The following is a 19,079-nucleotide window of genomic DNA, read 5'->3' as shown; positions in this document are numbered from 1 at the left end:
CGGCTTATGCCGAGCACCCCTGGCGATGTAAAGTCTACAACGTAGTTGAAAACTTACAAGTGTGAAGTCCGTCAGGCATATGAAAAAAAAAGGCTTGTGTACACAATATTTAACATTTATAGATGAATAAATGTACTGAAGATTTCCTGAAAACCGCTTCAGACAGGCCTTCAGCCGGAAAACGCGTTACAGCTCAATGGCAAATTAAAACATGAAAAAAAATTCCAGGATAAATCCTAATTTTACTCAATGATACAAATTCGAGTGAATTTTTAGCCCGGAATGCTGTCTCCCCGCAAGTGACTGAGCGCGAACAGGACGCATGATAAACCCCATCGCATTACCTTCATCTGCCGCTTTTACCAGTTCGGCATGTTCATCTTCGGTTAATTCTTCCGTCAACCAGCCGATGACGACGCTGTAATTACCTGTGCGCAGCGCACGAACCATCGATTCCAGCGTATTGCAGGGGGAGAGCTGGCTGATTTGCATGACTTTGGTCAATGGAAGCCCGGCCGACTGCACCCACTCACGGCTTAATTTTTGCTGAGGCGTCAGCCACAACTGCCAGCGTGATTGTTGCCCTAACTGTTGCAGCAGGGGAAGCAGCAGGAGCTGCGTCATCATGGGCTGGTCCTCGCGATAGACCACTTCACTGATAAGCCCAGCGGTAGCGTTCTCTGCTGAAACGCGCGCAATGCTGCTCGATGCGGAAGAGAACGACGAAGAACGATTTGCATAACCTGAAGTGTACATAATCAATCCAGCCCTGTGAGTTACTGTATGGATATACAGTAACCCCGACCTTAATAAAGATCAACCTAATTTTCGGAAACAGGTTCGCAATTTTTAGTCATCATCACGGGAAAAATAAAATTCATCTTGCCCCATACGCATAAGTTGCCTATTTTCGTCATTAACGGATCTGCTACTGCAAATTATTTGCTTACGTTATGATTTAAAAGGATTTTTATGAAAGAAAAGTCTTATGCAAGAATCTATAAATCACAAGAATATCTGGCTTCTCTGGGAACAATTCACTACCGCTCACTGTTTGGCGGCTATAGTCTGACGGTTGGTGATACGGTCTTTGCCATGGTTGCCAGCGGTGAGTTATATCTTCGCGCCTGTGAGCAGAGCGCCCAGTACTGTGTAAAAAATTCTCCTGTCTGGCTAACATTTATCAAGCGCGGACGTCCGGTTGTACTCAATTATTACCAGGTGAACGATACCCTGTGGCAGAACCAGCAGCAGTTAGTATCGCTATCACAATTTTCACTCGATGCAGCCGTTAAGGAAAAACAGAGTCGCTTTGCACAACATCGCCTGCGGGAATTACCGAATATGACGTTTCATCTGGAGACCTTGCTAAATGAAGCAGGAATTAAGGATGAGGGGACATTGCGATCGTTGGGAGCTCAGATGTGCTGGTTGAAACTTCGGCAAAATAACCCTGCCTTAACGGTAAAAATACTCTATGCCCTTGAAGGAGCGGTTGACGGGGTGCATGAAGCCGCGCTCCCGGCGACGCGTCGCCAGGAGCTGGTGGAGTGGGTGAGTTCTCTTACGCCGGAACCGGGGTATTAGATGGCAGCACAGCAATTTGTTGCTGTAATCGCCGAATCTCCGGGAGCAGGGCAATCAGTAACCCAACTTGCTGTACGACCAGCGGCTCTTTACTGTCCGGACGTGGCTCGAGATGCTGAATTCGCTGCTTCAGATCTTCCAGTGCCTGGTATACGCGCTGCTCATCAGCAGGTTGATGGTGAAGCGCATCATCTACATAGCAGACGGCATCATCCAGCAATGCCAGGACGTCAGGATTGGTTAACTGCTCGCGATGTGCGCCGAGGGCGGAAATATAGCTGGTAAACGTATGGTTAAGACACAGCAAGCGGAACGCCGTTTCGCGTGTTTGGGCCGTGACATCCGGTTCACTCGACATGTTCGACACCACCGAAGCAAGTTCCGCATCACGATTGTGCGCGTCACGGCGGGCGATACGGTATGCCAGACGATTATCACGCCCCTGATGATATTGTTCGAGAATAGCATCAAGATAACGACAGTTAGCGTCAGTGGCCCGTTCAATCACTCGCGGCAGATTCCGAAAACGCCAGTCTGGCCAGATAAAGCTGACAGCAGCCCAGGCGATGGCACAGCCGATCAACGTATCGATGACGCGCGGAAGTGCAACTTCAAAACCTTCACCGAGCAGGTTAAAGCATAGCAGCACCAGCAGCGTGATAAACATGGTGGCATGCGCGTACTGGACGTTACGAAAGGCAAAAAATAACACGCCGGTGATCACCAGAAGGATCAATTGCCCTTCGAGAGAAGGTACAAACCACAGGATCGGTAACCCAATGGCGATCCCGACTAATGTGCCGATTATCCTTAGTGCCAGACGATGTCGGGTGGCGTTGTAGTTTGGCTGGCAGACAAACAGACTGGTCAACAGGATCCAGTACCCGTGGTTCATTCCGGTTATCTGGATAATGGCATAGCCGACGCAGAGCACCAGCGACATGCGAACAGCATGACGAAACAGGGCGGACTCAGGCGTGAAATTACGGCTCAGACGCAACCAGATATCACTGAACCCATGCGGGCTGTCATCGGCAAGCTGATTTTCAGACTCATTGCGCGAAAGTACCTGAGCCTGTTCGGACTCAATGGTCGCCAACTGGGCATCAATGGCCCGCAGGTTTGACAGCAAAAATCCCAACGTGTTGAGCAGGTCGGCAGGCTCACCACTCGCGCGCATGCGCTCAAGTGCAGCATCAATATGAGTGAAGACGCGCTCAAAGTGCGGATCGTGCTGATAAGGCGTGCGTAATAAAATACAGCGAGACAGTTGCGAACACGCTTGCCCCTGCATCGACATCAGGCGCTGGAAGCGGAACATCACGTCGCTGTGGCGGAAATGGTCGCGAAGCGTTTGGTACTGAATATGCGAGGAGCTTGCGCGTTCGTGAATATCCTGCGCCACAAAATAGTAATGTAGCGTGCGACGTGTTCCTCGCTGTCCGCGGTCGCCGCGCAGGCGGGTCAGCAGTGACACCTTTGTCTGGTTTAGGGTCGCCATCAGTTGCCCATTCGCAAGAGCCAAATCATACAGCGGCGCCTGGCTTTCATCTTCTATGTCGGGATCAAAAAGACGCGATTTCAGTTCCAGATAGTGCGCTAACTGTTCATAGCTACGCGCCAGATTGTCCTGCAACGGGCGAATAGGGAACAGAAGATGTCCGGTCAGGGTTAACAGGTTGTACCAAATGGCGCCCGCGAGCAGCAGGATTGGCTGCTGATACCACTGATCGTAAAGCGAGGTGCCGAGCATCGTGTAAATGGCGATCAGCAACGCGCCAAAGGCGATGGTTGCATAGCGCTGCCCTAATCCCCCCAGCAGTATAAAGCCGCTGGTGGAAAGCGTTAACCCAAGGGCAAACAGCCATGGCCATGGGAAGAGCAGTTCGACCGAGGCCGAGGCAATGAAAAAGCACACCAGCGTGATGATCAAATTGCGCAGGCGACCTGCAAGACGATCGTCCAGGTCAGTAAGCGCGGCTGCGACCATACCCAGCGTGAGCGGGATGGTCAGCTTAACGTCACCCAGCCACCAGGGCAGCGCTGTTGTGCCGCAAAGCGCGATAAAAATCCGCACGTAGTACAGCCAGGTGCTGTTCCAGGTATAGCGTTTGAGCAGAGGACTTAACATAAAGGCCATCGGTCCTGATTATTCGAAGCGACGACGCGCGTTGGCTTCACGCGCCGCGCGAGCAACTTCAACTGACACTACCCGGCGACCCACCGGCCACAGTGCAATCGCCGCGATTTTGAAATTCGCAATGCCAACCGGGATACCAATAATCGTAATGCACTGGGCAATACCGGAGACAATGTGCATCAGGCACAACCACCAGCCGAAGAAAATCAGCCAGAAAATATTGAGCACGGTGCCTCCGGTATTCAACAGGACGTTTTTGCCCGCTGGATTAAGCTCATCGACATGAATCGCTTCGTTACCGTAGGGAAACAGCGAGAGTCGGGTAATTTCCCAGCATGAGCGGGTCAGGGGGAGAGTAAAAATCAGCACAATACTGACCAGCGTAGCCAGTAACCAGGCTAAGGTGGTGGCGAATCCCCCGAGCACAAAATTTAAAATATTCAGAACAGTACGCATAAACCCTCGGTTAACTCTGGTTTTCTGTGAGTTCGGCAATTGTAACGTTTTTTTGGGCTGGAGCACGTTTTCTCTGGCGGTTACACTGATAAGCAAACCTCTTCGTGTGGATCCGCTTGAGTCTTATGGAACTGAAAGCAACTTCTCTTGGAAAACGTCTGGCACAACACCCTTACGATCGGGCCGTTATTCTCAATGCCGGGATTAAGGTTTCCGGCGATCGTCACGAGTATCTTATTCCCTTCAATCAGTTACTGGCTATTCATTGTAAACGCGGCCTGGTATGGGGAGAGCTGGAGTTTGTGCTCCCGGATGATAAGGTGGTTCGTCTTCACGGCACTGAATGGGCAGAAACCCAGCGCTTCCATCACCATTTGAATTCGCTCTGGCAGCAGTGGAGTCAGGAAATGAGCGACGTCGCTGCGGGAGTTTTACAGCAGCAGTTGGAGGCGATCGCCACCCGCACCAGTGAGAATAAATGGCTGACGCGCGAGCAGACGTCAGGGCTACAGCAGCAGATCCGCCGCGCCTTTGCCGCATTGCCGCTCCCGATCAACCGGCTGGAAGAATTTGAAAATTGCCGTGAGGCGTTACGTCAATGCCAGGCATGGTTGAAGGACATTGAAGCTTGTCGCTTGCAGCACAACCAGGCGTATACCGATGCCATGCTGGAAGAACATGCCGATTTTTTCCAGCAAATTGAGTCCTCGCCGCTGAATCCGGCCCAGGCGCGGGCGGTGGTGAACGGCGAACAATCATTACTGGTTCTTGCGGGGGCCGGAAGCGGCAAAACATCCGTATTGGTCGCCCGTGCGGGCTGGCTACTTGCGCGAGGGGAAGCGGCGGCCGAACAAATCCTGCTGCTGGCGTTTGGACGCAAAGCGGCCCAGGAGATGGACGATCGCATCCGTGAACGTCTGCATACGGAAGAGATCACCGCGAGGACGTTTCATTCACTGGCGTTGCACATTATTTCGCAGGGGAGCAAAAAAGTCCCGACGGTTAGCAAGCTGGAAAATGATGTTGCCGCGCGCAGCAAACTTTTTATCACGACCTGGCGTCAGCAGTGCAGTGAGAAAAAAGCACAGGCCAAAGGCTGGCGGCAATGGTTAGAAGAAGAGATGCAGTGGTCTGTACCCGAAGGTAACTTCTGGGATGACGAAAAATTACAGCGCCGGCTGGCTTCCCGGCTGGATCGTTGGGTTAGCCTGATGCGTATGCATGGCGGAGCGCAGGCGGAGATGATCGCCAATGCTCCGGAGGAGATTCGCGATCTTTTCAGTAAACGCATTAAGCTGATGTCTCCCCTGCTCAAAGCCTGGAAGGGCGCCCTGAAGGATGAGAATGCCGTCGATTTTTCCGGGTTGATTCATCAGGCCATTGTCATTCTGGAAAAAGGGCGGTTTATCAGTCCGTGGAAACACATTCTGGTCGACGAATTTCAGGACATTTCTCCTCAGCGAGCCGCCCTGTTAGCCGCACTGCGCAAGCAAAACTCACACACTACGCTGTTCGCCGTAGGGGATGACTGGCAGGCAATTTACCGGTTCAGCGGAGCACAGCTTTCGTTGACCACCGCATTCCAGCAAAACTTCGGCGAGGGCGACCGTTGTAATCTGGATACGACTTACCGTTTTAATAGCCGCATTGGTGAAGTCGCAAACCAGTTTATCCAGCAAAACCCTCATCAGCTTACGAAACCGCTCAACAGTTTGATGGCAGGCGATAAAAAAGCCGTCACGTTGCTCGATGAAAGCCAGCTGGATCTGCTACTGGATAAGCTGTCGGGATTTGTGAAGGCAGAAGAGAGAATTCTGGTGCTGGCGCGATACCATCACCTGAAACCTGCCAGTCTGGAGAAAGCTGCCACCCGTTGGCCTAAGCTACAGCTGGATTTCATGACTATCCATGCCAGTAAGGGACAGCAGGCAGATTACGTTATTGTTGTGGGGCTTCATGATGGGAATGACGGTTTTCCCGCCCCGGCCCGCGAGTCGATTATGGAAGAGGCGTTGCTTCCGGCGGTGGAGGATTTCCCGGATGCTGAAGAGAGACGCTTGCTGTATGTGGCGCTAACGCGGGCACGGCATCGGGTATGGCTGCTGTTTAATAAAGAAACACCGTCGTGCTTTGTTGATGAGCTTAAACAACTGGATGTTCCGGTAGCAAGAAAACCCTGAATAGCAGGCGGCAATTGCCGCCTGCCCGGCGTTTATTTGAGGCGCTCTGCCAGATAGCGGGCGTAATCTGGGATCAAAATGTCCGTTGCATCGTTGAAGTTTGGCGACTGGATAATAAAATCGGCGGTCGACACGTTGGTGGCAACCGGAATGTTCCATACCGTCGCCAGACGCAGTAGCGCTTTGACATCAGGATCGTGAGGTACGGCGTTCAGCGGGTCCCAGAAGAAAATCAGCACATCAATTTTCCCTTCTGAAATCAGCGCGCCCACCTGCTGGTCGCCCCCCATCGGACCGCTCAGCATGGCGTTGACGTCCATTCCCGTTGCGCGTTGGATTAAGTTTCCCGTCGTTCCTGTGGCGTACAGAACGTGCTTTTCCAGCAACGGCTGGTGGCGTTCCACCCAGCTCATCAACATCTTTTTACAGTGATCGTGTGCAACCAGCGCAATATGCTTACGCGCTGGCAATGTGCGAGTTGTTAATTCCATAGTACAGCTCCCAAGTTAACCTGGTTACAGAGTACTGGAAGCTCTTGATGCTGCAAGAGAAAGACAAAAAAAATGCGTATGCGAACATAAATGTCATGAAGGAGGCTGTTTCTGAGCCCATTGCAAAAAGTTACTTCGCGTTTGCGCGTCGGCCTGCTGGTACCAATATTTTAAACGCTGTTCGGTCAGCGTTTGCGACTGAGGCGGCACGCGATCCAGTTCAGATACCCCGGAAAGCAGCGAGCTGTCATCGGCCATCATCGTAGCAAACTGCGGTAATGACGCATGTTTAGCCGCTTTGTTATAGCGTTCAGTTTCCATTTCATAATTCACGATTTTTGCTGTGGATGTGATTGACAGAATATCCAGCTTGACGGGGATAGGCATGGAGTCCCCATCCAGCAATTCCACGCGTGGAGCGTCATCAAAATGCGCTGTATCCCGCTCATTGTTCAGACGCGGGAGGTGAAAATTAACCTGGCTGACGAGTTGTGTATCAAAGCTGATGACCAGCGGAGCCGAAATATACAGACGTTCTTCGTGGCTGGACAAGCGAATGGTTTTTTCTACGCGAAATACGAGCTGGTGGCGACCATTTTCCAGCTCGATACTGTCGGCGCCACGCAGTAATGAGCTGGAGACTTTTTTTCCGTCCAGCACCAAAAGGTCAATATCATTAGACAGGCGTAATGAGGTAGCAAAAACGGTAACCGGCAAACACAGGGCAATTAAGGCTGTCACAATGCCGGCTTTCATAGGTTTCTCCTGTCCAGAAAATAGCTGCAAACATGTATCTAAATTTTTCGATAATCACGTTTACTAACATATAGACATATTTTTGAGTTTAGCTCTCATACGCCAGTATGGGATGAATGGTTGCGGGGGCAGGTTTGTCGTACACTTTGTTAAACAGCCTGGAGGAAAACGATGAAAGAGACCGATATTGCTGGCATTTTGACATCTACCCGTACGATTGCACTGGTTGGCGCGAGCGATAAACCCGATCGCCCAAGCTATCGCGTGATGAAGTATTTACTCGATCAGGGCTATCACGTTATTCCCGTTTCACCGAAGGTTGCCGGGAAAATGCTGCTGGGGCAGCAGGGCTATGCAACGCTGGCGGATGTGCCAGAGAAAGTGGATATGGTCGATGTCTTCCGTAATTCTGAAGCGGCGTGGGGCGTCGCTCAGGAGGCTATCGCCATTGGCGCGAAGACGCTATGGATGCAGCTTGGCGTAATTAACGAGCAGGCGGCCGTGCTGGCGCGTGATGCGGGGCTGACGGTGGTGATGGATCGTTGCCCGGCGATTGAGATCCCGCGACTGGGACTGGCGAAGTAAAGTTGGATTGTCGCCGGATGAAACGCACAGGCCCGATAAGCGAAGCGCCATCGGGCCTGTGTTAGTATCAATTACGCAGGCGTGGAGCCTGAAGCTGTTTACGGATTGTGCGCGCCAGTTCATCCATTGACGGTTGCTCCGGATGTTCTTCCTGTAGCTCGCTACTCAGTTGCGCTTCGGCCAGATACGTATGCACTGGCAGACCATTATCGTCTTCCATCACCACGTGATACCAGGGAGCGGCGCGAAGTTCGCTGTTAACCGCCAACTCATCGGCTGACGGCTCATCAAGCGAATATTCCGGGTCGATATCCACGACCACTCCGAGGTAACCTAACAGGGAATGGCGGACCTGCTGGCCGATACCGAATTTGCTGGCAATCATAGTCACCTCCCGGGAAATAGATACCCTCTATGTAAGGGTAATATTCCACTTTTCAAGTTACATGATGCGACAGGCAAACCCTTTCAGATACAGCCCTTCCGGGTAGGTAGCGATCACCGGATGATCGGCGGCCTGACGGAACTGCTCTATAAATTGTACATCACGACCAGCATCTATTGCGGCATCAGCGATGATTTTCTGAAATAAATCGGTCGTCATCAGCCCGGAGCAGGAAAATGTCAGCAGTACGCCGCCTGGGTTCAGCAACTGAATAGCCAGCATATTGATGTCCTTATAACCGCGGCAGGCACCCATCAACTGGCTTTTGTTTTCGACAAATTTCGGCGGATCCATCACGATGACATCAAATTTCTCACCGCGATCGCGATAGGCGCGCAGCAGTTTGAACACATCATCTCGCACGAACTCGGCTTTACTCAGATCCAGCTTGTTCAGTTCCACGTTCTGGCGGGCAATATCGAGTGCTTCCTGAGAGGTGTCGACGCTGACCACCTGACGGCATCCGCCCATTAATGCTGAGACCGCAAAGCCGCCGGTATAGGAGAAACAGTTCAGGACACGCTGGTTTTCCACATAACGACGCGTCGCCAGGCGGCTATCGCGTTGATCGAGGTAATAGCCGGTTTTGTGACCGTGCTGAATATCAACCAGCAGCTTCATCCCGTGTTCTTCGATAGGCAGCAGAGCAGGCGGCAGTTCGCCCGTGACGGGCCCTTGGGTCAGCGCCATACCTTCTTTTTTACGCACGGCCACATCGCTACGGTCATAAATAGCGCAGTCCGGGAAAACAATTTGCAGAGCACTAATCAGCGCGGCGCGTTGGTATTCAGCCCCCGCGCTGAGCAACTGCAATACCAGGAAGTTGCCGAAGCGGTCAATAGTGACACCCGGCAGGCCGTCGGATTCTCCGGCGATCAGACGGTAGCTGTCCAGACCGTCCTTTTTCGCCAGCCAGTCACGCCATGTCAGCGCCTTCTGCAGACGACGGGTAAAGAAATCAATGTCGATGGATTCAGACTTATCGAAGCTCCAGACGCGCGCACGGATCTGCGACGCCGGAGAGAACGCACCGCGCGCTAACCATTTCCCCTGGTGGTCAACAATATCAACGGTTTCACCGAGGTTGGCTTTACCTTCCATACGTGCGACAGCACCGGAAAATACCCATGGATGGCGGCGAAGTAATGATTTTTCGCGCCCCTTGGCTAACACTAAACGAGGATAATGTGGAATTGTAGATTCAGTCATGCGGAGCAACCTCTCACAAACAGTGACGCGGATTGGATGAAAGTACCAACCTGAAACCATTAAAATAAAATGGCGCGTAGAGTAGCACAGATGGTGAGGTCAATCATCAGCGTCTGGCGCTACTGCATGATGGTATGGCGGGACCTCTGCTTATCGAGCGACGGTTTAATCTCACTGAACAGGTGCGACAACTTATTCTGTTATCCCCTGCTAATCTATGGACAGATCAGGAGATTGCCGGTCATCTGTCCATCGGTACCTGTTCTTTCATTTATGTTGATAAGGAGAACCGCAATGTCGAAAGTCTGCATCATCGCCTGGGTCTATGGCCGGGTTCAGGGGGTAGGATTTCGCTACACCACCCAGCATGAAGCGCAACGGCTGGGGTTGACCGGCTATGCGAAGAATATGGATGACGGCAGCGTAGAAGTTGTCGCCTGTGGTGAAAGCGAGCGGGTGGAACAACTGATGAAGTGGTTGAAAGCCGGGGGACCGCGCAGCGCCAGGGTTGATCGGGTTCTCAGCGAACCGCACCGCCCTGGCGACGAGCTAAAGGGATTTAGTATCCGCTATTAAATACATTTCACCGGTTTCGGCAGGCCGGCAATTTTAGTTGCCTGCTTAGCTGGGCCTTTCGGAAACAGGCGATAGAGATAACGGCTGTTGCCTTTTTCTTCGCCAAACTTGTTGGCCATCGCTTTTACCAGCATGCGGATAGCGGGGGAGGTATTAAACTCCAGATAAAACTCGCGAACGAAACGCACCACTTCCCAGTGTTCGGGGGAGAGAACGATACCTTCGTTTTCGGCGATTTTCTCCGCCAGCGGCTCGCTCCATTGCGTGGTGTCTTTCAGATAGCCTTCGCTATCGGTCTCAATTTCATGGCCTGCAAAAATGAACATAGTGCTCTGTCGATAAAGTAAAAACCGCCCTTAGTTTAGCAAATAAGGGGCGGCGTGAGAAACCTCGACCTACAGAAGTAGCTGTAGCAGATTGTTGGCATTAAGCTTCTTCAGCGCGTTGCATTTATACGTCGAAACCTGTTTTTCGCTAATCTGCGTCATTTGCGCAACATGTTTTACCGATTGACCGTTAACCAGCCTGTCGAGAACATTGAACTCCATGCCAGTCAGGCAGCAATTCAGACTGCGTACCCGACGGGGCTCTTTAGCAAGCAGATACGCCGCATCCACGACGGCAATTCTGTCATCAATGATATGTAAGGTCAGTGTGGCAAAACGCTTTCGTAAATGCGTGGCCAGTGCCCAGCCTTTTTCATTGCACACCAGATAAACCGTTCCCGCCCAGCGCCTGGCCTCCAGTTGAAGCAGAATGTCGACCAGCGCCAGATGCGTCCTCGCGACGGAAAAGCGGCAACGCACAACGAGAGTGTCGCAGGCCAACAGCGAACGGTGCCACTGTAACGCGCCGCTCTCAACTTGAGTGTGAGCGTTACGGCGCAGAAGGGCGTAGCGCAACCCTTCGGCATAAAAACGATTATTATCAAGAATGACGTAATTCACGGCGGCCTCTTTATAACGTACTGGGTGTGTAGATGATGCGTAGCGTGCCGGTGTAATCCCCGGCGTTTTTACTGCTGGCTGCAAACGCAGGGGTTTTCAAAACAATAGGGGCTGGTACGCACAGTACGCTCTCACGTCCGCCGGGCAGGACGACCTGACGCAGATGCTGCGGATCGTTGGTGCCTTGCCAGACCAGGGTTTTACCGTTGGCGACGGTTTCGGTTGCGCCCGTGACGGGATTAGTGACGAAAACCTGATAGTCGAGACGATCCCGCGCATCGGTCTGACTTCCGCCGCGTCGCCGGATTGAAAATGCCTCTTCAGCACGGTCCGTTGAGGGGAGTCCGTCGTCCTCAAACCGAAGATAAGTGCGGGTGCTGGTACTGTTTTTGCCGTCGTACAGGCACATATCCAGCGTGTTTTCACCCTGGATTTCACTGCCACCCGGCCGCCCCGGGAAGTTGGTCAGGTTGAGGTTAACGACAGGCGTTGAGTGCGGAAATGCCGGCAGATAAATCTGCTGATTACCCGGATCGACAACCTCAATGCGCATCGTGGCCTGCCAGCTAGCAATGGCGCGATAGCCTGGACATCCGGTATTGACGTCGTTGAAGTTCCCGCCGCAGTTGGCAGTATCCCATTCACGCAGGTTCTGCTTCAGCGTTGCGGTCCAGATACCCGGCAGAGCGAGCTTTTCCAGCTCGCTTTTCACGATATAGAAATCGAAGTAGGGTTCTCTGGTCCAGTTTGCAACAATCTCTGTCCCTCCCGTGATAAAACTGGGATAGGTAAAGACTTTATTATTGAAAAACATGTAGTGGTCGCCATAGACCTTAAGATCCACCGTTTTGCTGGTAAGGGCATGCGTAAAACGTAAATTGATGGCATAAGGTGTCCCCGGGTTCGCCGTGAACCAGGCCGGGGCGGTCATGCAGGCGCCAACTGTGGAGTCGGTACGGGACAGACACGTCAGAGTATTACGTCCCCACTTTTGCGGATCGGCGACATCATAGCCGCTCGGTTCATGAACCCAGATATCAAAGCGCGCGGGGGGGGCCATGCGATCGAAGCTGATATCGACGCTGGTGTTTCTTCCGGCAGGGGCCGCTGCCTGGGTCTGGCCCGCCCACAGACTTAAAAAAAGTAAAATAATTAAGTGCTTGTTCACATCATTTCCCTTTTGTGACGTTGTTTGCATTCATGGCAGTTGGACCCGTTGGTACCGATCGTCCGGCGAGCATCAGCTGAGCCTGTTGCTGGACAGTATCCGGCAGGGCAGAGAAGGTTAATTCCCGGCAAGGGATCGACCCGACGTAACGCACGACGTCGCGCATACTCTTTACGTTCAGCTCGCACTGATAAAACTGCTGCTGACGCACCAGGTAGAGGTTATGCAGCAGAGCGTCGCTTTGAGCGCTAAACCCGCCGTTGCCAAGGTCGCTCCAGCCGTTAACGTTCAGTGGCACGCCGCCGATAAACGGCGAATGTTGCTCGTCAGTTAACTGGCCGAGCCAGGTGTAGCTTGCCGTGGTTTGCACGTCCCGGCGGAGCAGTTTGCCAGGCACCATAAACAACGTTCTGCTGCCTGAACCTTGTGTGATTTCACTGCTGGCACCCCGCGAGACATCCAGCGATTCGTTAATCGTCAACGTAGTCTGCTGATAGCCCGGCACGGCGAAGAGGGCGCGGCTATTGCCTGGAATGTCTGCACTGCCGCCGTTATCCAGCGACACGGCAATGCTCGGATCCTGGGAATCTTCCGGTGTGGCAACGTTAACCGCGATGGCTGAAGCAGGACGTCCGTCGCTCCAGCGGCCCAGCCACAGACCAGAGCGCGACAGCGCAAGCGTGGAGTTGTAATTGCCGCTGCTGCTCAGGGTATGGCGCCGATCCTGACGATCCCAGGCATCGCTGACTGTCAGGCTCCCGTTGCCATATCGTCCGCCCTGGCGCGTGTAGGCAGAGGTATTGAGTGAATCGCTGTTAATACCTGATGCGCTCAGTCCATACTCATTTTCACCACGTGCGTCGGCATACCAGTTGTGCGCCACGTTATAGCTCAGCTGGTTTTTATCATGCTGCTGGTGCTGCCATGTCGCTCCCAGAGAGGTATAGCTTGTCGCATTGCCCTGACGGTTATGCGCCATTGACAGACTCACGCTCAGGTAGCCGCCTTTATCCCTGCCTTCGCGCGAGTCATCGTTACGCATGAAAAGGTTAATACTGCTGTTGATGTTCAGACCGCGCGTGCTGAAAGCCGTACTCAAGCCACCCTGCCAGGCCCGCGTGCGTGAGCGGGTCATATAAACCGACTCCCAGGGCAAGCCTGCATCGTGGCGATCGTCACTGTCCGGGAGTTCCCGACGAGAAACGTACCGTCCTTCGTTGCGGTTATCCGAATATCCCAGGCTGGCGTACCAGGTGCCGACAGGGACGGAGAACATCACCGACAGGCTTCGATAACAGCCATTTACGGCGTCATATCCCGCGCTTCGGGTATTGCAGTTTTCCGCTGATAACGCGTTGCGATAGAAGCTCAGTGAAAAGCCGTCGTTATAGCTGATTTGCTGAATATTGCCGCGTTGTCCTTCGCTGCCGTAAAGGTAGCTAAACCGGGTCGAGAGTACGCCATCGATCGGACCCGCATTGAAACCACGACTCCAGTCGAGTGCATTTTCCAGAAAACGTTGGTTTTTCTTTATCGCTGCGCCACTGGTGAGTGCCAGCGTTGGAGTGACAGGCAGGCGGACACCCGCTTGCGCGACCGCGCTACGTTCATCGTTTTGATTGTTATTGTCGGTTTCGCCCGCCTGCAGGAACCACTCGACGCGGTCAAACGGCGTAATACCGGTGCGGGTAAACGGTATCTGCTCGGTACGTGTCAGCCGGTTATTTTCATAGACGGACAGCGTCACGGTATAGCTCCCGTCTGGGAACGATCGCGTGTCCAGGGTTTGAGCTCCGGCATTGAGATAAAAACTGGCCAGCAGCTGATTGCCCCGGCGGGCGTCAATACGCGCATCATGGGAAAGCAGCACGGTGATAGGGGTACCCTTTGACTGCTGAACCGGATTGATCCATGCCCTTGTCGAGCCTGTGCGCAGGCCGCGAATTTTGCCCAGCGGCAGTTGGCTGAGGTTGATATTCCCACCAGCATTACTGAACAGATCGCGGGTATCCATCTCGCCTAACTGAATATAGTACTGACGCCAGATATCCTGGCGAAACCAGGCATTGTTGACGGTTATTTCTTGTTGCTGCTGGTGCCTTGAACGCTGCCCCAGCCAGGTCCAGTCGAGATTAAAGTAGCCGTCCTGCGTCATGGCCAACGCGCCATTGCCCTGAACGGTGGCTGACTGGTAATCCCTGTCGGCAACAAAATTGATATTTTGTTGATGGATCAACGCATTCTCAGTGCCCTGCGTAGGCTGATACCACTGGTTTTCTGTGGTCTGTTTAGGCAGAAATTTCTTGTCCAAAAACAGGCTAATGCGCGCGTTATTCTCATCATAGATAATGGCCGCACGATGGGTATCAATGTAATCACATCCCGTTGCGGAGCCATTGCTGCTGCACGCCAGGTTGCCGTTACGGGCAAGTGGAACGGCGAGAGCTGCGGACACGGTGGCGACGAGGGCAGGAGCGTCATTAAACTGACGTTTGATAGCCGCGACCACGGTTTCGGGTGCGACAAAACTGACCGATTCAAGTGTGATATCCGTTTCAAAAAGGCCAAGCGATTCGCCATAGAGGTTAACCTCTATCCACAGACGCTGCGTTTTCGCCAGATCTTCGAAACCTGCCGGGACGGCCATCTCGGCGCAGGCGAGTTGGATGGATGCGGGTAATAAAGCAACTAAGAGGAGAGTATTTCTGTGAAACGCCATGACCAAGCCTCGACATCATCCTGACGTCAGAGGGTGGGCACCCTCTGACGTTATCCCTTATGTACTGTGGTGTTACGCACCGCCTTCCGTGGTCGTCGCCTGCGTCAGCATCAGGCTGACAACGCCGCTGTACTGACCGGTTTTCAGAATGCCTTTGGTGGTCTGAGAAATGGTCAGTGGCAGTACCGCTGAACCGTTTTCAATGCTGCCTGGGAACAGTTCAGTTCCGGTAAATTCGGCATCGGTGGTAGACAGTGTTTTATCACCCAGAATCACCGTCATCGGTACAGTTTCGTCGCCATCCATATTGGTGAGCTTAGCTGCGCTAACGAGGCGCACTTTGACATTGCTGGTGGCAGAGTTAGACCACACCTTGGTGTTCAGGCGGTAGCTTTCCAGCCCACGACCTGGCAGGTACTGCATGTCGATGCTGGCCGGCAGTGGCGTGTTATCGGCTTGAGTCATATCCAACTGTGAGTCAACGCTGGCGTTGACGGTAATATCTTTTTGAATCGCCAGCGCGCTAAAGGACGAGGCCATCGCGGCAACAATCATCAGAGGTTTAATATAGTTACGCATTGATATCTCCATATTTACAAATGAGCACCTTGGCTCTTTAAACAAACTACGTGGGTTTTTACTGTGCCGTCGTGTTATTGCACGACGGGTAAATCAGCTTCTTCAGCGGTTTTATTCACCCAGTTGAAGTAGCGGAACTTATATTTCTGACCCTGTTTCATAGTGAGCGTTTTTAATTTCCGTACAGTGTCCGGATAAATCGTCGCGTCTTCTTTTATCCATTTACACGATGAAACAGCATCACAAATACCAATCTCTCTGAGCGGCACACGCAATGTACCGTTGTTTTTTAACGTTCCCCGGCGAGGGTCAATCGACAGTGAAATTACGTTTTCTTCTGGAGCAATGTGGACCAGTGCACCCCAGATCACATTGACACCTAATGTCGCCATTGCTGCAGGGGTTTCTGCCTTGCCTGGAATAATGCTGTCAGGTTGTTTTACCCCTTCAAAATAGACACGCCAGGTGGTCTCTTTTTTCGGCGGTATAAGCGATACCAGACGAACAACGCGCATCGCGCCTGCAGCCAGAGCAAATTTCTCGGGCGTAACCACCACGCCACCTTCTTTCCACGAAGCGACGTCAATTTCTTTTTCCTGGGCTGTTCCGGGATTAAGAATTTTCTTTTGCCTCACCCGAATGAACTGAATATCATCCGTTTTTGAAGCCACCTTAATTTGCGCCGCACCGGATCTGTCTACATTCAGCTCCATGGGATACACGCTCATATTGGCCATTGTCATTTCTGAGAAAAATGGCAATGACAGCGCGGCGACATAAAAGGCGGTTGTCATGCTCACTCTTTTTTTCTGTTTCACAATCAGTCTGCCTGCTCTGAGTTTAAAGGCGGCGCGTTAACACCAGGACACCGTCTGCTTTCGTATCGCTTCAGGGCAGGGAAACTTTAACCAGAACAGCGATTTGTGAAAATTTGTATTAGTTAACTCGTTATATACAGTTTTTTATCCTGCTTTTCTGGCTTTAAGGTTGTATAGTTAAGCGAAAATACCGCGGCCAAGGATGGGAGGAAAATTCCTTCTGATGAAAAAATAAGCAGATCAGGGGGCGGTTTTCATATCGACGTACCAGGGAATAAAAAGCATGCGGTAACAGCCGAGAATAAAAGATGTTTTTTATATGCAATAATTCGTTGTTATTTGATCCTGAAGCACATGCAATAAGTCTTGTTGGACAACCCGAGTCTGTATTAACACTTTCGGCGCCAGCCGTTCGTCTTTTACAGGAATTCATTAAACACCGAGGACGCGACTTAAGCCGGGAGGAATTGATCGCTCGCGTGTGGGAAGAATTTGGCTTTACGCCATCAGGAAATAATCTCAATAAAGCGGTAAGCGAACTGCGTAAAAGCTTCCAGTCTCTGGGAGAGGGGCACGAATTGATCGTCACTGTCCCGCGCTATGGTTTCCGTTTTGATGCTGATGTGATTTTTCAGCCTGGAGAGAAAATTCAAGCCGTTGATCCGCACCCCCCCTCAGCGCAACAAGACGTTCTGCCCCGGCGAGTATCCCTGAAAAAGTGGTTCAGAATAGGGGCATTGATTGCCGTGCCGTTGGGAGCGATCTTTTACGTTAGCCGCCCGCAGGAGATAACTGTTCCGGCGAAATTAAAGCCGGTCCAGGAAAAAATCGCGCGTTGTAGTATCTGGGTCATCGAAGATCATGGACGGCCGTTAGTGCTATCAAAATTAGCTGAGCGACTGGAGGCCAATGACGTGGCTTGCGAGCGCGAGGAGTATGCTATTTATTTTTTCAGCGCCCGTTTTTCGCTTGCAACTGCTGATGAACTGTTTATCGGGGCCTGCCCGGTCAATAAAAGCCGTCTGTGCAAGACCATTCGCTATAAAAACGGGGCTGGAAAATGAAAATAAGGCTTCTTTTTGGACTGGGCGGAGCCCTGGTCGGCGGCGCGCTGGCGCTGTTTTACTATTGCGGCGCGACGGGAAAAAGCGATGTGCTGGCCTGCAGCACTGAATTTAACTTTACGCGCAATGAAGGGAAAGCAAGTGAGGTGAAGGTAAATGCCCTTGCTCAGTTCTATTTTCATCGGGACGGTACAGGGTTGACCACCTATAAAGGTGCGGCAAGAGCTGGCGGGCAAAATTTTATCGTTGACAGGGATGTAGACTTTACGTGGGAGCAGCGGGACGATGACAACGTCATTGTATTGACCTACACCAAAACCTGGCTTCGCCACAATGACAATACGCCGAATGCCCAATGGGGGAGTTTCGCCTATCCGACCTCACGCTACTACCTGACGATCTCTGAACTTTCACCTGCTGTGTGGCTTATTCAGGACCGGCGCTATCCTACCTATATCTGCCGGGGTCAATAAGGTATAAAAAAAGAGAATGCCAATGGCATTCTCTTTTTTCGTATCAGTGATGCTGATTAATCGCGGCTGGCGAAGCCCAGAATGCTCAGCAGGCTGACGAAGATGTTGTACAGCGAAACGTACAGGCTGACGGTGGCACGGATATAGTTGGTTTCACCGCCACGGATGATATTACTGGTTTCAAACAGGATTGCGCCTGAAGAAATCAGAATAAACACCGCGCTGATCGCCAGATGTAAAGCCGGCAACTGCAGGAAGATATTCGCAACCATACCAATCAGCACCACCACGATCCCTGCCATCAGCATACCGCCGAGGAAGGACATGTCTTTCCGCGTGGTCAGCACGTAGGCTGAGCAGCTGAAGAAGACCAGCGCCGTACCGCCCAAAGCCATGGCGATAACATCACCCATGCCCGCAGACAGGTATGTGTTCAGGATCGGTCCCAGAATGTAGCCCAGGAAGCCGGTGAAAGCGAAAGCTGACAGAATACCAACCGGTTTATCCGCCGTTTTATAGGTCAGGAACATCAGACCATACATACCCACCAGCGTCAGGATAAGCCCCGGAGAGGGCAACATCAGTACGGTACTGGCAGTCGCAGTGAGCGCCGAAAACGCCAGCGTCAGGCTGAGCAGGAAATAGGTATTGCGCAGCACCTTATGCGTGCTGAGTAGCGATGTACGATCGCGTGAAGAACTAATAATACGATCCATGAGTCACTCTCTTATGACAGATGTAATTAATGATGGAGGATAATGAAATCAAGGGGAATGACACAGCGGTTTTACCCATCTTTACGCATTTTAACCCGCCAGGCTTAAGCATATTATTTCAACAAAAGCTCCCGAATCAGATGTTAGCACTATATGTGTAAAAATGCCTG

General features: G+C 52.1%; 20 protein-coding genes and 1 pseudogene. 7 read left to right on the top strand and 14 right to left on the bottom strand.

The window, feature by feature from the left end; all coding sequences use genetic code 11:
* Positions 1 to 246: 246 nt before the first annotated feature.
* Positions 247 to 756, bottom strand: coding sequence for an SOS-induced cell division inhibitor SulA (sulA, locus tag HV352_RS15060; RefSeq protein WP_019076414.1), 510 nt, complete (start codon positions 754 to 756; stop codon positions 247 to 249).
* A 216-nt stretch (positions 757 to 972) separates the two neighbouring features.
* On the opposite strand from sulA, the gene HV352_RS15055 reads away from it, so the two are divergent.
* Positions 973 to 1,587, top strand: a complete 615-nt coding sequence (locus tag HV352_RS15055) for a TfoX/Sxy family DNA transformation protein (protein WP_016152483.1) — start codon at positions 973 to 975, stop codon at positions 1,585 to 1,587.
* Here the strand turns inward: HV352_RS15055 and yccS are convergent.
* Complete coding sequence (yccS, locus tag HV352_RS15050; RefSeq protein WP_016152484.1) at positions 1,565 to 3,718, bottom strand: YccS family putative transporter; 2,154 nt, start codon at positions 3,716 to 3,718, stop codon at positions 1,565 to 1,567. The two genes, HV352_RS15055 and yccS, sit on opposite strands and share 23 nt — an antisense overlap.
* An 18-nt stretch (positions 3,719 to 3,736) precedes the next feature.
* Entirely contained in the window at positions 3,737 to 4,183 is a 447-nt protein-coding gene (locus HV352_RS15045; protein WP_016152485.1) for a YccF domain-containing protein, read from the bottom strand.
* A gap of 125 nt (positions 4,184 to 4,308) precedes the next feature.
* Between HV352_RS15045 and helD the strand changes: the two genes are divergently transcribed.
* A complete protein-coding gene (helD, locus tag HV352_RS15040; RefSeq protein ID WP_019076416.1) occupies positions 4,309 to 6,363 on the top strand; it encodes a DNA helicase IV in 2,055 nt (684 codons plus the stop codon).
* A gap of 32 nt (positions 6,364 to 6,395) precedes the next feature.
* Here the strand turns inward: helD and mgsA are convergent, their stop codons facing one another.
* Together mgsA and HV352_RS15030 are read right to left on the bottom strand one after the other, a co-directional pair.
* Positions 6,396 to 6,854 (bottom strand): methylglyoxal synthase, encoded by a 459-nt coding sequence (gene mgsA, locus HV352_RS15035; RefSeq protein WP_016152487.1) that lies wholly within the window; start codon positions 6,852 to 6,854, stop codon positions 6,396 to 6,398.
* A gap of 93 nt (positions 6,855 to 6,947) precedes the next feature.
* Entirely contained in the window at positions 6,948 to 7,610 is a 663-nt protein-coding gene (locus tag HV352_RS15030) for a DUF2057 family protein (protein WP_049042103.1), read from the bottom strand.
* 171 nt (positions 7,611 to 7,781) lie between these two features.
* Here HV352_RS15030 and HV352_RS15025 point away from each other — a divergent pair, with 171 nt between their 5' ends.
* Positions 7,782 to 8,195 carry a CoA-binding protein gene (locus tag HV352_RS15025; protein WP_016152489.1) on the top strand — a complete coding sequence of 138 codons (414 nt, stop codon included), beginning with the start codon at positions 7,782 to 7,784 and terminating at the stop codon, positions 8,193 to 8,195.
* Between the two features lie 67 nt (positions 8,196 to 8,262).
* On the opposite strand, the gene hspQ is transcribed toward HV352_RS15025, so the two are convergent.
* On the bottom strand, positions 8,263 to 8,580 hold the full coding sequence (hspQ, locus tag HV352_RS15020) for a heat shock protein HspQ (protein ID WP_016152490.1): 318 nt from the start codon (positions 8,578 to 8,580) through the stop codon (positions 8,263 to 8,265).
* A gap of 57 nt (positions 8,581 to 8,637) precedes the next feature.
* The gene (rlmI, locus tag HV352_RS15015) at positions 8,638 to 9,849 is read right to left on the bottom strand and encodes a 23S rRNA (cytosine(1962)-C(5))-methyltransferase RlmI (RefSeq protein WP_047414158.1); all 1,212 of its coding nucleotides are present in this window, start codon (positions 9,847 to 9,849) and stop codon (positions 8,638 to 8,640) included.
* Between the two features lie 113 nt (positions 9,850 to 9,962).
* Here rlmI and HV352_RS23730 point away from each other — a divergent pair.
* Together HV352_RS23730 and yccX are read left to right on the top strand one after the other, a co-directional pair.
* Positions 9,963 to 10,145 (top strand): annotated as a pseudogene (locus HV352_RS23730) (hypothetical protein); the annotation flags it as partial.
* On the top strand, positions 10,144 to 10,425 hold the full coding sequence (gene yccX, locus HV352_RS15010; RefSeq protein WP_016152492.1) for an acylphosphatase: 282 nt from the start codon (positions 10,144 to 10,146) through the stop codon (positions 10,423 to 10,425). The pseudogene HV352_RS23730 and the gene yccX, both read left to right, overlap by 2 nt.
* On the opposite strand, the gene tusE is transcribed toward yccX, so the two are convergent.
* From tusE to HV352_RS14980, 6 genes are all read right to left on the bottom strand, one after another.
* On the bottom strand, positions 10,422 to 10,751 hold the full coding sequence (gene tusE, locus HV352_RS15005) for a sulfurtransferase TusE (RefSeq protein WP_016152493.1): 330 nt from the start codon (positions 10,749 to 10,751) through the stop codon (positions 10,422 to 10,424). The two genes, yccX and tusE, sit on opposite strands and share 4 nt — an antisense overlap.
* Positions 10,752 to 10,820: 69 nt before the next feature.
* Positions 10,821 to 11,372 carry a LuxR C-terminal-related transcriptional regulator gene (locus HV352_RS15000; RefSeq protein WP_104651587.1) on the bottom strand — a complete coding sequence of 184 codons (552 nt, stop codon included), beginning with the start codon at positions 11,370 to 11,372 and terminating at the stop codon, positions 10,821 to 10,823.
* A 10-nt stretch (positions 11,373 to 11,382) separates the two neighbouring features.
* Entirely contained in the window at positions 11,383 to 12,540 is a 1,158-nt protein-coding gene (locus tag HV352_RS14995) for a CfaE/CblD family pilus tip adhesin (RefSeq protein ID WP_181634840.1), read from the bottom strand.
* 1 nt (position 12,541) lies between these two features.
* The gene (locus tag HV352_RS14990) at positions 12,542 to 15,259 is read right to left on the bottom strand and encodes a TcfC E-set like domain-containing protein (protein WP_109018057.1); all 2,718 of its coding nucleotides are present in this window, start codon (positions 15,257 to 15,259) and stop codon (positions 12,542 to 12,544) included.
* Between the two features lie 72 nt (positions 15,260 to 15,331).
* Positions 15,332 to 15,838, bottom strand: coding sequence for a CS1 type fimbrial major subunit (locus HV352_RS14985; RefSeq protein WP_016152497.1), 507 nt, complete (start codon positions 15,836 to 15,838; stop codon positions 15,332 to 15,334).
* 74 nt (positions 15,839 to 15,912) lie between these two features.
* Entirely contained in the window at positions 15,913 to 16,656 is a 744-nt protein-coding gene (locus HV352_RS14980; RefSeq protein WP_181634839.1) for a fimbrial protein, read from the bottom strand.
* Positions 16,657 to 16,964: 308 nt separating this feature from the next.
* On the opposite strand from HV352_RS14980, the gene HV352_RS14975 reads away from it, so the two are divergent.
* Positions 16,965 to 17,720 (top strand): winged helix-turn-helix domain-containing protein, encoded by a 756-nt coding sequence (locus HV352_RS14975; RefSeq protein ID WP_103929080.1) that lies wholly within the window; start codon positions 16,965 to 16,967, stop codon positions 17,718 to 17,720.
* Positions 17,717 to 18,193, top strand: a complete 477-nt coding sequence (locus HV352_RS14970; RefSeq protein ID WP_019076424.1) for a hypothetical protein — start codon at positions 17,717 to 17,719, stop codon at positions 18,191 to 18,193. Before HV352_RS14975 ends, HV352_RS14970 begins: the two co-directional genes overlap by 4 nt.
* Positions 18,194 to 18,249: 56 nt before the next feature.
* On the opposite strand, the gene yccA is transcribed toward HV352_RS14970, so the two are convergent.
* Positions 18,250 to 18,909, bottom strand: coding sequence for an FtsH protease modulator YccA (yccA, locus tag HV352_RS14965; RefSeq protein ID WP_016152501.1), 660 nt, complete (start codon positions 18,907 to 18,909; stop codon positions 18,250 to 18,252).
* Positions 18,910 to 19,079: the final 170 nt, after the last annotated feature.

The sequence above is a fragment of the Citrobacter sp. RHBSTW-01044 genome (assembly GCF_013781945.1).
Taxonomy (GTDB): Bacteria; Pseudomonadota; Gammaproteobacteria; order Enterobacterales; family Enterobacteriaceae; genus Citrobacter; species Citrobacter braakii.
This window is presented reverse-complemented; position numbering and strand designations above follow the sequence as displayed.

Excerpts from the sequence above, each read along its gene's own strand:
- sulA (WP_019076414.1), bottom strand. The coding sequence starts at position 756 with ATGTACACTTCAGGTTATGCAAATCGTTCTTCGTCGTTCTCTTCCGCA.
- HV352_RS15055 (WP_016152483.1), top strand. The coding sequence starts at position 973 with ATGAAAGAAAAGTCTTATGCAAGAATCTATAAATCACAAGAATATCTG.
- yccS (WP_016152484.1), bottom strand. The coding sequence starts at position 3,718 with ATGTTAAGTCCTCTGCTCAAACGCTATACCTGGAACAGCACCTGGCTG.
- HV352_RS15045 (WP_016152485.1), bottom strand. The coding sequence starts at position 4,183 with ATGCGTACTGTTCTGAATATTTTAAATTTTGTGCTCGGGGGATTCGCC.
- helD (WP_019076416.1), top strand. The coding sequence starts at position 4,309 with ATGGAACTGAAAGCAACTTCTCTTGGAAAACGTCTGGCACAACACCCT.
- mgsA (WP_016152487.1), bottom strand. The coding sequence starts at position 6,854 with ATGGAATTAACAACTCGCACATTGCCAGCGCGTAAGCATATTGCGCTG.
- HV352_RS15030 (WP_049042103.1), bottom strand. The coding sequence starts at position 7,610 with ATGAAAGCCGGCATTGTGACAGCCTTAATTGCCCTGTGTTTGCCGGTT.
- HV352_RS15025 (WP_016152489.1), top strand. The coding sequence starts at position 7,782 with ATGAAAGAGACCGATATTGCTGGCATTTTGACATCTACCCGTACGATT.
- hspQ (WP_016152490.1), bottom strand. The coding sequence starts at position 8,580 with ATGATTGCCAGCAAATTCGGTATCGGCCAGCAGGTCCGCCATTCCCTG.
- rlmI (WP_047414158.1), bottom strand. The coding sequence starts at position 9,849 with ATGACTGAATCTACAATTCCACATTATCCTCGTTTAGTGTTAGCCAAG.
- yccX (WP_016152492.1), top strand. The coding sequence starts at position 10,144 with ATGTCGAAAGTCTGCATCATCGCCTGGGTCTATGGCCGGGTTCAGGGG.
- tusE (WP_016152493.1), bottom strand. The coding sequence starts at position 10,751 with ATGTTCATTTTTGCAGGCCATGAAATTGAGACCGATAGCGAAGGCTAT.
- HV352_RS14990 (WP_109018057.1), bottom strand. The coding sequence starts at position 15,259 with ATGGCGTTTCACAGAAATACTCTCCTCTTAGTTGCTTTATTACCCGCA.
- HV352_RS14985 (WP_016152497.1), bottom strand. The coding sequence starts at position 15,838 with ATGCGTAACTATATTAAACCTCTGATGATTGTTGCCGCGATGGCCTCG.
- HV352_RS14975 (WP_103929080.1), top strand. The coding sequence starts at position 16,965 with ATGTTTTTTATATGCAATAATTCGTTGTTATTTGATCCTGAAGCACAT.
- HV352_RS14970 (WP_019076424.1), top strand. The coding sequence starts at position 17,717 with ATGAAAATAAGGCTTCTTTTTGGACTGGGCGGAGCCCTGGTCGGCGGC.
- yccA (WP_016152501.1), bottom strand. The coding sequence starts at position 18,909 with ATGGATCGTATTATTAGTTCTTCACGCGATCGTACATCGCTACTCAGC.